The sequence below is a fragment of the Paenibacillus amylolyticus genome (assembly GCF_047302515.1).
In the GTDB taxonomy this organism is placed as follows: domain Bacteria; phylum Bacillota; class Bacilli; order Paenibacillales; family Paenibacillaceae; genus Paenibacillus; species Paenibacillus amylolyticus_G.
The window spans coordinates 1,797,421-1,810,012 of sequence record NZ_CP168019.1; the positions used below are offsets into that span (position 1 = coordinate 1,797,421).

The window sequence follows — 12,592 nt, forward strand, 5'->3', positions numbered from 1 at the left end:
ACGTTTTGCGGGGGTGAAGATATTGGATAAGATTAGTCTACACGATGCATTAAAACAACGAATATTAATCCTCGACGGAGCAATGGGGACCATGATTCAACAAGTTGATCTGACTGGCGAAGATTTTGGCGGCGAAGATTTGGATGGATGTAATGAAATGTTAGTGCTCACTCGTCCAGAGCTGATCCAGCGCATTCATGAAGAATATCTGGAGGCGGGCGCCGATTTAATTGAAACCAATACATTTGGTGCGACATCCGTTGTGCTTGCTGAGTACGATATTCAGGATCGGGCACGCGAGATCAATCTGGAAGCAGCCAGAATTGCGAAAGCTGCGGTTGATCGTTTCTCTACACCTGAATCTCCACGTTATGTGGTAGGAGCGATGGGACCAACAACCAAAACACTGTCTGTAACTGGGGGAGTAACGTTCCAGGAACTTATCGACAGTTATTTGGAGCAAGCGCTTGCTTTAATAGAGGGAGGCGTTGATGCGCTACTACTCGAAACCTCACAGGATACCCTCAATGTAAAAGCAGGCAGCATTGGAATTCAACAGGCCTTCGAACAGAGTGGCGTTACACTGCCCCTGATGATATCAGGAACGATAGAACCGATGGGAACGACCCTTGCAGGTCAGAACATCGAATCCTTTTATATATCCTTAGAACACCTTAACCCAATTTCGGTAGGACTAAACTGTGCTACGGGTCCGGAGTTCATGCGTGATCACATTCGCTCACTTTCCGCTATGGCATCGGTTGCCGTTAGTTGTTACCCGAACGCGGGTCTTCCAGATGAGAATGGTAATTACCATGAGTCACCAGACTCGCTTGCTCAGAAGATTGGTGCTTTTGCCGAACAGGGCTGGTTGAATATTGCTGGTGGATGTTGTGGGACAACCCCTGCACATATTCGGGCGATGCGCGATACACTTGCCCAGTACCCCCCAAGAGAAATGAACGGAACACATCCACCGGCATTGTCTGGTATAGAACCAATCTATATTGAACAGGACAATCGTCCATACATGGTTGGTGAGCGTACGAATGTGCTGGGATCACGGAGATTCAAACGACTCATTGTAGAAGGCAAATATGAAGAAGCTTCGGAAATTGCACGTGCTCAAGTGAAAAATGGAGCGCACATTGTTGACGTGTGTGTACAAGATCCGGACCGTGAAGAGTCTGAAGACATGGTGAAGTTCCTTGAACTGGTTGTGAAAAAAGTTAAGGTTCCTCTCATGATTGATACGACAGATGCTTCAGTAATTGACCTGGCTCTCCAGTACTCGCAAGGTAAAGCGATAATTAACTCCATTAACCTTGAGGATGGCGAAGAGAAATTTGAGCTGATTACGCCGTTACTTCATAAATATGGTGGTGCGGTTGTTGTCGGAACGATTGACGAACGGGGTCAGGCGATTAGTCGGGAAGACAAGCTTGACGTAGCCAAGCGCTCTTACGATTTGCTAGTGAACAAATATGGACTCAAACCAGAAGACCTGATTTTTGATACGTTGGTGTTCCCGGTAGGTACGGGAGATGAACAGTACATCGGTTCAGCCAAAGAAACTATTGAAGGTATAAGAGTGATTAAGGAAGCGATGCCAGAATGTCATACGATCCTCGGGATCAGTAACATTTCATTTGGGCTGCCTGAAGCAGGTCGTGAAGTGCTTAACTCTGTATTTTTGTATGAATGTACCAAAGCAGGTCTCGACTATGCGATCGTGAATACAGAGAAACTGGAGCGTTATGCGTCCATTCCGGAAGAAGAACGCAGACTCTCGGAAGAGCTTTTATATAACACGAATGATGACACATTGGCGGCGTTTGTAGCGGCGTTCCGTAACAAAAAGGTTGAGAAGAAGGAAAAAATCTCGAACCTCTCATTAGAAGAGCGTCTCGCTTCATATGTTGTGGAAGGAAGCAAAGAAGGATTGCTGCCAGATCTCGAACAGTCACTTGCCAAATATACAGCACTTCAAGTGATTAATGGTCCACTGATGCGGGGGATGGAGGAAGTAGGTCGTCTCTTTAACAACAATGAGTTGATTGTAGCTGAGGTGTTGCAGAGTGCGGAGGTTATGAAGGCTTCTGTAGCATATCTGGAGCAATTCATGGAGAAGAACGAAACTTCGGTTAAAGGCAAGATTATTCTGGCCACGGTTAAGGGCGATGTGCATGACATCGGGAAGAACCTGGTTGAAATCATCCTGTCCAATAACGGTTACCGGATCATTAATTTGGGTATAAAAGTACCACCAGAACGTATCATTGAGGCATACCGAGAAGAAAAAGTCGATGCAATCGGCCTCTCGGGTCTATTGGTAAAATCAGCGCAACAGATGATTCTTACCGCTCAGGATTTGCGAACAGCAGGTATTGATGTGCCTATTATGGTTGGCGGAGCGGCGCTAACACGTAAATTCACCAAAAATCGTATCCGTCCTGAATATAACGGAATGGTTGTATATGCTAAAGATGCGATGAACGGTCTGGATTTGGCGAACAAATTGATGAATCCCGTTTCACGTGAAGCGATGCAACTGGAGATGGAAGCTGAGAAAGAAGCTGATGCTTCAGGTGATGTAGCTGTTCAGGCGCTTCCAGAGCTTACTCGGGTAGAACGTTCGGATATTGCTGTAGATAATCCGGTTCTTGTCCCGCCTGATCTGGAGCGGCATACGATGCGTAACTATCCTTTGTCACATATCCTGCCCTACGTGAACATGCAGATGTTGCTTGGACATCATCTGGGGTTGCGCGGTTCAGTAGAACAACTGCTTGCTTCAGGTGATAAGAAGGCTACCGACCTGAAAGCAGTCGTGGATGATATCATGCAAGAGGCTGTTCGTGACGGGATTATTCAGGCGCATGCCATGTATCGTTTCTTCCCGGCTCAGTCCAGTGGTAACAGCGTCATTATCTATGATCCAAAGGACACCAGTAATATTTTGCATACATTTACGTTCCCACGTCAAAAAGTCGAGCCGTTCCTATGCCTGTCCGACTTCCTGAAGCCTGTTGATTCCGGTCAAATGGATTACGTTGGTTTCATGGTTGTTACTGCGGGACACGGCGTGCGTGAACTATCCACTGCGTGGAAAGATCAAGGGGATTATCTTCGCTCGCATGCTTTGCAATCCGTAGCGCTCGAAGTAGCAGAGGGATTAGCGGAGCGTGTGCATCATATGATGAGAGATATCTGGGGATTCCCTGATTCTGCCCAGATGACCATGAAACAACGTCACGGTGCACGCTATCAGGGGATCAGGGTATCCTTTGGATATCCGGCTTGTCCGGATCTGGAAGACCAAGGGCCGTTGTTCAAGTTGCTGCAGCCTGAGGATATCGGTGTGGAATTGACGGAAGGTTTCATGATGGAACCTGAAGCTTCCGTATCAGCGATGGTATTCAGCCATCCGCAAGCTAAGTATTTTAATGTAGAGAAGGCATAAATTCAGTAGAGTGTCAGGCAAAGCCCTCCGCATTGTCGGAGGTTTTTTGCTGGCAACAGAAAGAGGTGCGATCCAGAATGGAACTATATTTCCTGGGAACTAATGCTGGTGTACCTACGCTTCAACGGAATGTAACTTCCATTGGGCTACGCATGTTGGATGAGCGCAGAGCTTTGTGGTTGTTTGACTGCGGGGAAGGAACGCAGCACCAGATTTTAAGTTCTCCGCTTAAACTAAGCAAATTGGAGAAAATATTCATTACTCACCTGCATGGTGATCATGTATTTGGACTTCCAGGACTGCTTTCGAGCAGAGCCTATCAAGGTGGCACCACACCATTAACCGTATATGGTCCGCCAGGTACGGAACGAATGATCAGTACAACAATGGAGCTGAGCCAATCCCGGGTTAACTATGATCTGAATATCGTGGAACATACGGGCGGCGTCCTGTTCGAGGATGACAGTTTTATTGTGGAAGCTGCTTTGCTTGAGCATCGGATTGACAGTTATGGATACCGGATCACGGAAAAAGATCGTCCAGGAAGCCTGGACCCAGCCAAACTGGCGGAATATGGTCTGAAACCAGGCCCATTGTTCGGCCGGCTGAAACGTGGAGAAACCATTACACTGGATAACGGTGATTCGCTTCGTCCAGAAGATGTATTAGGAGCGCCAAAACGTGGTATGGTAATCACCATATTGGGTGATACACGTCCATGTGACAACGTACAGCCACTTTCCGTCAATGCAGATGTACTTGTGCATGAAGCTACATTCATGCATGATTTGGCCGATACAGCGCATGAGTACTATCATAGTACTTCTAAACAAGCGGCAGAAGCGGCTAGAGCAGCCAATGTAGGGCAACTAATCATGACTCACTTCAGTTCACGCTATAAGGATGAGGATCAACTTCAGCCACTTTTGGAAGAGGCGCAGTCCGTATTCCCGAATACCAGACTTGCAAACGAACACCAGCTCATTCCTGTCGTGCATCGCAAGCAAGAATCTTAACCTTGATTCCGAACCAGTGCACGGCTAAACACGTCATATAAAGATCCGGGTAATTGCACGGGACTGAGGGAGAGGAACTCCCGCGGTCCCTTTTGCAATCTGGTCAGAAAGCGTGTAGGATGGGCAATATGAAGAGGGAAATGATTCAAATTATTTTCCGGGAAAGCGCAGGAAATGACAAGCTTGTACAGAAGACGCGCGAGTTAAACCGTCGATGTTCGATTCGGTTCGACTTGTTGCGTGCATATGTTAGCAAGCCATTATTTTTTGCCTGAATACATAGGTTCGCGGTCAAGTTCGAGGTAAATGATTAAGGACATGAAACGTTAATGGAATGAAGAAAGGAAGTGCTATGTGTGATTAAGGCCTATCTGATTGACTTGGATGGTACGCTCTATCATGGCAGACATCGTATCGAAGGAGCAGATCAGCTTATTCGAACACTGCAAGAGCTAGGAAAGCCGTATTTATTCGTAACAAATAATTCTTCCCGTACACCACAAGATGTGGCAGATCATCTGAACGGGATGGGCATACCTGCCGACGCGTCTCAAGTATGTACTTCTGCTGTGGCGGCTGCTGAATATGTTGCTGAAGAGTCCCCGGGTGCAAAAGTGGCATGTATTGGAGAAGCAGGACTGCAGGAAGCCATAGAAAAAGCAGGACTACAGCTGACGGAAGATGCACCAGATTACGTGATACAGGGGATTGATCGTGAATTTTCCTATCATAAACTGACCAAGGCGCTAAGGTGGATTAATGCGGGATCAAAATTCATCATGACCAACCCGGATCTGCAGCTTCCTTCCGATGATGGACTGACACCTGGGGCGGGGACTATTGGAGCAGCAATTGAAGCCGCGACCGGAGTTCATCCTACCGTTATAGGCAAACCATCGAGTGTTATAATGAAGTCAGCCATTAGCCGGCTAAACCTGGCGTCTCATGAAGTGGCAGTGATCGGAGATAATATGCGAACCGATATTGCAGCTGGAGTGGCAGCAGGGTGTGAGACGCTGTTGGTACTTACCGGTGTGACAACACGGGATAATATGGATGGACACATTCAAGCAGCGAAGGCTCGACCTGATCATGTGTTTGAAGATTTGCATAAATTGATGGAGTGGCTGTCGCAAGAGGCAGACCAAGCTTCCAAAAAGGGGTAATGTACGATGCCGGAACTACCGGAAATGGAAAATTACCGGACCTTGCTGTCCGAGAAAATACTTGATCTACCGATTACAGGTGTTGTAATTAACCGCGATAAAACGATAAATACGGAGCCTGATCTGTTTATCAATGAACTTACAGGTAATCGCATCATATTTGTTGAGCGCCGAGCGAAGCATCTGATTTTCCACTTGGCTAATGGCAAACGTCTGGTGCTGCACCTCATGTTGGGCGGTATGATTTTCTGGGGCACGGAAGAGGAACGCCCTGATCGTTCCACACAAGTGGAAATCCAGTTTGGCGATCACATTTTGTTCTTCATTGGACTGCGCTTGGGTTATATACATCTGCTTACTTCGAAAGAAACCGAAGAGGCGATGTCTGATCTTGGACCTGAACCTTTGGATCGACGGATGAATGTGGAACGTTTTGCTTCCTTGTTGAAAGGTCGCCGGGGTACGCTCAAGACAACATTGGTAAACCAGCATATTATTGCGGGGATCGGCAATTGTTATTCGGATGAGATTGCTTTTGCTGCTGGTCTGAGACCAAGCTCCAAAACGCAGAACATCGCGACCTCACCTGAGCTGACGGAGCGCTTGTTCCATTCGATGCAGTCCGTGTTGCGCGAAGCAGCTTCTGAGGGCGGTTATATGGAAATGCCGCTGATGCAAGGGGATACGAAGACAGGAAGCTTTGACGAGCAATGTCGCGTATACGATCGGGAAGGCGAGACTTGTCCGCGCTGCGGGGGAACGATTGAACGAGTGGAAATTACGGGCAAGAAGGCGTTCTTCTGTCCGAAATGCCAGCATGAGGCCTAACACCGGTATCGGGGCACATGTCAGCACTAGAGGTGGATTTCTTCAGGCAGCCAAGAGAGCACATGCGATGGGGGCAACGGCGTTTCAGTATTTTCCGAAGAACCCGCGTAGTCTTGGTCTGAAAAGTCTGGATCTCAAGGATACTGAGCAGTGCAGGGATTGGTGTGAACAGCAGGGACTGGCTTCGATTGCACATTCACCCTATCCCACGAATCCGGCGTTGGGCATGACCCGTGGAGAGGCGGGGTTTCATGCTACAATAGCTTCTATTCGCAATGATCTTGAAATTTCGAATGCTTGCGGTTCTGTTGGGACGGTGGTCCATTTTGGACATATCAAAACAAACGATCCGCTGGAGGGTTATCAGAACCTCATTCATTGTCTGGATACCGCCTTGGAGAATTGGAATGGACATTCGAAGGTGCTGATTGAAAATCAGGCAGGTGATCATGGCCCGATGGGCACGACAATGGAAGAAATGATACAGATTCGCAAATTGAGTCGATATCCGGAGCATATTGCTTTTTGTTTTGACACATGCCATGCTTTTGCTTCAGGTTTGTGGTCGTCAGGCAACGAAGCGGCGATGCTTGATAAGGGCAGGATGCTCGGGTATTGGGATAATGTTGCTGCTGTCCATTTTAATGATTCCAAATATGCGTCTGGTTTGTGTAAGGATAGACATGCGAGGATCGGACAGGGATATATCGGAAATGAATCAATGAAAGCCTTGTTAAAGGCGCCTGAGTTCCGAAAAGCGGTTGTTGTGCTCGAGACAGAAACGGGCGAAGATGGAACGCACCGTGAAGATATAGCGCTCATGCGTTCCTGGTTATAATGGGGAGAGGAGCGATTGTATGCATGTTTTTTTGGATGACTATCGGGCATGTCCGAAAGGATTTGTTCTGGCAACGAATGCAGAAGAGTGCCTGATGCTGCTAAGAGAAGGTGACGTGGACATTTTGTCTCTGGATTATGAGCTTGGTCCAGATTCGCCCAATGGCGGTGAGGTCGCGGCATCTATTGTACGAGAAGGTTTATTTCCGCGCGAGATCTATTTGCATACGTCCAGTATGTTTGGGAAACGCCAGATGTACGAGATGTTATATAGCAATAAACCGGATTCGGTAACCATTCATAATGGACCAATGACGGGTGAGGTCATGCTGCGTGTTGCCGCGGGAGAAGAAAGTTAATGAAGCCAATTACATCCAAAATGTTAATGCGCAGTGTATGGGAGGGCATGCCACAGGCTGTATTTATATATACCCCTTTATGTGGGACATGTACGGCAGCACGGCGTATGTTAGAGGTTGTTGAGCACATGCTGCCAGAAGGTATTTTATCCGAAATGAACATTCATGACATTCCTGAACTTGTACAACAATTTAAAATTTCAAGCGTTCCAGCAGTGATGCTTTTTGATGGCCAGTTAGATGTTCCAAAAATGGTTTATCGGATGAGCTCTGTGGAGCATTTGCTCTCGGAGATCCGGAAGGCGGTGCTGAAATGAGTATAATCTCGATGGAACATGTCTCACTTAGACGAGAAGAGAATCAAATCTTGGATAACGTGCATTTGCGCATTGAACAAGGCGAACATTGGGTTATTCTGGGCCGGAATGGTTCTGGCAAAACAACGTTACTGGAAATGATGAATGGATATATGTTTCCAAGCCAGGGACGCATTGAAGTACTCGGTAATCTGTATGGACAATGTGACGTCAGGGAAGTTCGTAAGGAAATCGGTTATATCAGCCAAACGTTGATTGAGAAACTCACACCCAGAGATCCGGTATGGGAGGTCGTCGCTACAGGAGCTTATGCTTTTTTGCGTTTTTATCAGACAATTCCTGATGAAGTAAAAGCAAAGGCAATGAGTTTGCTGGATGACATGGGTTTTGCCAATCTGGCTAACAACCCGCTTGGAACATTATCCCAAGGGGAGCGCAAAAAAGTCATGCTTGCTCGTTCATTAATGGCTGAGCCTAAATTGCTGATTATGGACGAGCCTTGTGCCGGGCTAGACTTATATGAACGTGAGAAAATGCTGGCTGAGATTGATCGTCTGCGCCAGCGTAACATTACAGTTGTATATGTAACACATCATGTTGAAGAGATCGTACCTTTATTTACACATGTGGCTTTGATCCGCGATGGACGTATTGCGGCGGCTGGCCCCAAACATGAAGTTTTGACACAAGATACAATTAAGCATACGTACGATGTTCCGGTCGATATCCAGTGGGATAATGGTCGTCCGTGGATACGCGTACGTTCTGGAGGGTAACACAATTTGAGTACACAATCGTCTTGGGAAGAAGGCAACTTCTCCCGTTTTATCTGCACAGCCAATCATGGCTTTGCCCCTTATGCTCAGGAAGAGTTGCGCCGTACGTTTGGTGCGGTGAAGAGCACGGTACTCGTACCAGGAGAAATACTGCTTGCGGGTCTGCCTGTAGCGGAGGAAGAAGTTGCAGATAAGCTGTGGGCAGAGTATCCAACGTTTTTACGTCATATTCAACCTGTTCAGTTTCAGGAGAATACAGAAGATTCGGAGCAGTCTATTGAGAAATTGGTTGCATTTGTGTTGAATCATAAGGAATTGAACGGTGCCTCTGTCGTGCTACAGGTACGGAAGACAGAAGGGGCCTTTTGGCAAGAAAATGCAGCCTCATTGAAGCAACTGCTGACTGAAAAGCTGGATGAGCTAGGCTGTGAATGGGTTGTACGTGATGCTGAATATGTCATTTCTGTATTTGCAACGAATGATATGTTGTATGCTGGCATATCCAGACCTGAACAGAACCTGTCAGACTGGAGCGGGGGGGCCGTACGTTTTCAAAAAGAAGATGGGCAGATCTCGCGTGCTAAGTTCAAATTGCTTGAAGCCGAGCAAACGTTTGGCATTGACTTTACTTCATTTCATAAAGCACTTGATATCGGGGCTGCACCAGGTGGATGGACCTCGTTCCTGCTTGAACGCGGGCTTGAAGTAACGGCGGTAGATCCGGCGAAGATGGATGCAACGCTGCTGGCATCACCCAAACTGACTTTCTTGAAAAAGAATGCAGGGGATGTGCGCTTCCGTGAAGGAGAATTCGACCTGCTCGTATGTGATATGAGTTGGAGTCCGAAGCTGATGAGCCGACTTGTATCGGATCTTCTATATAGCCTGCAACCCGGAGGAACAGCGATTGTTACCGTGAAGTTATTGCATAAAAAACCGTTGGCAATGATTAAAGATGTCATCGATACGTTTGAGCGTTCGCGTATGCAAATTCAACGTTCCAAGCAGCTGTTTCACAACCGGGAAGAGATTACACTTTATATGGTCAAATATTAAGAGATCTAGCCTTGATTAAAGCAGCTGAAGGTATTATGGAATTGATTCGATTAAGCTCATTAAATTTTGTGCTTTACAATCTATTCCTGCCTGTACTATAATGATACCAATATTAACCATAACAAACCTGAGGGAAAGCATCCCGAAGTGAACGAAACCGGATATCCGGTCTGTTCTTCTTCGGTGAAGCTTTCCCTTTTTTGTTGTGTATTGAAGGAGGAATTGATATGAGACATCCGGCCAGGCTGGAACGCGGAAGCCTGCTGGGAGGTAGATATCGTATCGTATCCATTCTGGGAACAGGCGGAATGAGCCATGTATACGAGGCGGAGGATCTGAAGTTGCCGGGCAAGATATGGGCAATTAAAGAAAGCGTAACGATTATGCCATATGAAGGCAGTATGGAGACGGAGGCCGCTCTCCTGACATCACTTCGCCATCCAAGATTACCGCAAATTGTTGATTTTTTTGTCCCAGATGAAGATGGGTACACATACTTGGTGATGGAATACATCGAAGGGTTAACGCTCAGTGAGTATTTCAAGCAGTGCCGCGGGAAGATCCCGATGGAGCAGTTAACGGAGCTGATGCTTCAATTGCTCGATGTGTTGAGTTATCTGCATAATCTGAATCCACCTGTCATCTATAGGGATCTGAAACCATCAAACATCATGATCACGCCGGAACATGAAGTAAGATTAATTGATTTTGGCATCGCCAGAAGTTACAAACGGCAAAGTGCTGAAGATACCGTTAAGTTGGGAACCGCTGGTTTTGCCGCTCCAGAACAATATGGCTCGGGTCAGACCGATGCGCGTTCAGATCTATATGGACTCGGAGCATTGCTACTGTATCTTATGACAAGTGGTGCGTATACGGAATGGATTCAGGGTGTGGAAAGCTCTATCCGGAGTGATGTTCCGCGGACATACATCCCTGTGGCGAGAAGACTGTTAAGATATAATGCCGAAGAGCGATTCCAATCTGCCGATGAGGTGCGGAAGGAACTGCTCCGAATACCCGGCGGAACAACGCCTGGTGGAGATACAACGATGACCTTGAATGGGGGAACAAGAGTTATTGCCCTGACTGGTGCTTCATCTGGTGTAGGGGTTACCCACACGGCTATAGCTATCAGTCATTATCTCGAAAGGCAAAACTTCAAAGTAGCTGTGATTGAAATGTCACCTCGCTCTCAATCCTTTGCAAGAATCCAACAAATCGCTCATGCGGGTAAACCGGTGCCAGCAGGCAGACAGTTTGCAGTGGATGGTGTGCATTATTGGAAACAATCCGGGCGAGCGGATATTTTGTCTTTGCTTGGGGGGAGTTATCAGTTCATCGTGATGGATCTCGGTAGTGGCCAGGACCAGAACCGGCTGGAAGAATTCCTGCGTGCAGATCTGCCTATTGTTATAGGCTCCGGTGCCGAATGGAGACAGGCGGAGATTGGTGCTTTTGTTCGATCACATCATCGGTATCCACGAGAGAAATGGATATATTGTTTGCCCCTTGCAGCAAGTGAAGCAGTTCAGCGCATTCGTAAAGCTCTGGATACATCGAGTGTATATGGGCTACCGTTACATATTGATCCTTTTGACAAGGACGCACAGATGGATAAAGTGTTTTCTCATATTTTAACGCATATGATGGCACAGCAGCCCAAGAAACGTTCATTCTTTTCAAGAAGGAAAGTACATGATTAGAAGATTACGAAAGGAGAGCCTCTTTTGTCTAAATTAAGGAAACAAAGCCGTCAACTGATCTATGCGGGACTTATCGGAGCAGGAGCTGTAGGGTTGGTGTTCGGAGGATATGTTATTTACAATGTCAAAACGATGGGGGATGTCAGGTCAGCTGTAGAAGCCCGTTATTTATCGGCATATGAGGAAAAGGAAGCTGAATTAAAGCAACAATGGGATTCGGGAGCACAAGGGTGGGTTACGATTCGGGATATTGAAGCAGGTGAACCGATATTACCGGAGGATCTGAAGCTCATTGCTGTTCCGGATGCACAAGCACCGCGAAATCTCTGGTCCAGTACCAAGCAGATGGAAGGCCAAGTGGCCAAAATAGAGTTGAAAAAAGGAACAGCCATTACCACCGAGATGGTCTATGAGGATACACCGGCACCGCCCGATTTAAGAAATCGTGAGCTGCAAGTTGTATTACTGCCGTCGTCACTTGTTAAGGGAGATATTATTGATGTTCGTATCCAATTCCCTACCGGACAAGACTATGTCCTCTTATCGAAGAAAAAAGTGGAACGACTCAATGCAGCTACCTTATGGATTACGATGACGGAGGAAGAGATTCTGTCACTCTCAAGTGCAATTGTAGATGCCTATTTACATAAAGCTTCAATCTATGCCTTAACCTATGTAGAACCACAGTTTCAGACACCTGCAATCGCGACGTATCCTGCCAATTCAGAAGTGTTAAAACTGCTGGAGAGTGATCCGAATATTGTTCGACGAGCCGAACAGGAACTATCCAGACAGGTGCGAAGTTCGCTTGAAAGTTCACTGGCCGCCTCCATGACAGCACCGTCAAAAGGGGTTGAACAGGATGTGGCACAATCCTCAGTTACCTATAACAGTCGTCCATCATCAAATAATCCGGCAACGTCGGATGGAGTGATGTGGAATGATGGTTCAGGAAACGGAGCAGGAGCTAATTCTGGAAGCGTAAATGATCCTGCTGATGCCTCACAAACAGAACAACAGAGCTTGCTAACGGGTGGAGAATAGAGCGAAATCCGAGGTTTACTTTAG

11 protein-coding genes are annotated in these 12,592 nt (G+C 46.9%); all 11 read left to right on the forward strand.

Features of this window, described 5'->3' with window-relative positions; all coding sequences use genetic code 11:
- Positions 1 to 22: 22 nt before the first annotated feature.
- The 11 genes from metH to ACDJ59_RS07990 all read left to right on the forward strand — a co-directional run bounded on the left by metH (position 23) and on the right by ACDJ59_RS07990 (position 12,568).
- Positions 23 to 3,463 carry a methionine synthase gene (metH, locus tag ACDJ59_RS07940; protein ID WP_413408258.1) on the forward strand — a complete coding sequence of 1,147 codons (3,441 nt, stop codon included), beginning with the start codon at positions 23 to 25 and terminating at the stop codon, positions 3,461 to 3,463.
- Between the two features lie 77 nt (positions 3,464 to 3,540).
- Positions 3,541 to 4,479, forward strand: coding sequence for a ribonuclease Z (gene rnz, locus ACDJ59_RS07945; RefSeq protein WP_413408260.1), 939 nt, complete (start codon positions 3,541 to 3,543; stop codon positions 4,477 to 4,479).
- 356 nt (positions 4,480 to 4,835) lie between these two features.
- Positions 4,836 to 5,645 carry a TIGR01457 family HAD-type hydrolase gene (locus ACDJ59_RS07950; protein ID WP_413408262.1) on the forward strand — a complete coding sequence of 270 codons (810 nt, stop codon included), beginning with the start codon at positions 4,836 to 4,838 and terminating at the stop codon, positions 5,643 to 5,645.
- 6 nt (positions 5,646 to 5,651) lie between these two features.
- On the forward strand, positions 5,652 to 6,473 hold the full coding sequence (locus ACDJ59_RS07955) for an Fpg/Nei family DNA glycosylase (protein WP_413408264.1): 822 nt from the start codon (positions 5,652 to 5,654) through the stop codon (positions 6,471 to 6,473).
- A complete protein-coding gene (locus ACDJ59_RS07960; RefSeq protein ID WP_413408265.1) occupies positions 6,463 to 7,311 on the forward strand; it encodes a deoxyribonuclease IV in 849 nt (282 codons plus the stop codon). The genes ACDJ59_RS07955 and ACDJ59_RS07960 overlap by 11 nt, the downstream gene beginning before the upstream one ends.
- 19 nt (positions 7,312 to 7,330) lie before the next feature.
- Complete coding sequence (locus ACDJ59_RS07965; RefSeq protein ID WP_017688046.1) at positions 7,331 to 7,669, forward strand: cyclic-phosphate processing receiver domain-containing protein; 339 nt, start codon at positions 7,331 to 7,333, stop codon at positions 7,667 to 7,669.
- Positions 7,669 to 7,986: a thioredoxin family protein gene (locus ACDJ59_RS07970; RefSeq protein WP_413408266.1), complete on the forward strand. Its 318-nt coding sequence runs from the start codon at positions 7,669 to 7,671 to the stop codon at positions 7,984 to 7,986. Before ACDJ59_RS07965 ends, ACDJ59_RS07970 begins: the two co-directional genes overlap by 1 nt.
- Before the next feature lie 2 nt (positions 7,987 to 7,988).
- Positions 7,989 to 8,762, forward strand: a complete 774-nt coding sequence (locus tag ACDJ59_RS07975) for an ABC transporter ATP-binding protein (RefSeq protein ID WP_074096944.1) — start codon at positions 7,989 to 7,991, stop codon at positions 8,760 to 8,762.
- Between the two features lie 6 nt (positions 8,763 to 8,768).
- Positions 8,769 to 9,818: an SAM-dependent methyltransferase gene (locus tag ACDJ59_RS07980; RefSeq protein ID WP_413408267.1), complete on the forward strand. Its 1,050-nt coding sequence runs from the start codon at positions 8,769 to 8,771 to the stop codon at positions 9,816 to 9,818.
- Positions 9,819 to 10,045: 227 nt separating this feature from the next.
- On the forward strand, positions 10,046 to 11,524 hold the full coding sequence (locus ACDJ59_RS07985; RefSeq protein ID WP_413408268.1) for a serine/threonine protein kinase: 1,479 nt from the start codon (positions 10,046 to 10,048) through the stop codon (positions 11,522 to 11,524).
- 24 nt (positions 11,525 to 11,548) lie between these two features.
- A complete protein-coding gene (locus tag ACDJ59_RS07990) occupies positions 11,549 to 12,568 on the forward strand; it encodes an SAF domain-containing protein (protein ID WP_413408269.1) in 1,020 nt (339 codons plus the stop codon).
- Positions 12,569 to 12,592 lie beyond the last annotated feature (24 nt).

What these genes read in the sequence shown, in the direction of transcription:
- rnz (WP_413408260.1), top strand. Translation starts at nt 3,541, where the DNA reads ATGGAACTATATTTCCTGGGAACTAATGCTGGTGTACCTACGCTTCAA.
- ACDJ59_RS07960 (WP_413408265.1), top strand. Translation starts at nt 6,463, where the DNA reads ATGAGGCCTAACACCGGTATCGGGGCACATGTCAGCACTAGAGGTGGA.
- ACDJ59_RS07985 (WP_413408268.1), top strand. Translation starts at nt 10,046, where the DNA reads ATGAGACATCCGGCCAGGCTGGAACGCGGAAGCCTGCTGGGAGGTAGA.
- ACDJ59_RS07955 (WP_413408264.1), top strand. Translation starts at nt 5,652, where the DNA reads ATGCCGGAACTACCGGAAATGGAAAATTACCGGACCTTGCTGTCCGAG.
- ACDJ59_RS07965 (WP_017688046.1), top strand. Translation starts at nt 7,331, where the DNA reads ATGCATGTTTTTTTGGATGACTATCGGGCATGTCCGAAAGGATTTGTT.
- ACDJ59_RS07970 (WP_413408266.1), top strand. Translation starts at nt 7,669, where the DNA reads ATGAAGCCAATTACATCCAAAATGTTAATGCGCAGTGTATGGGAGGGC.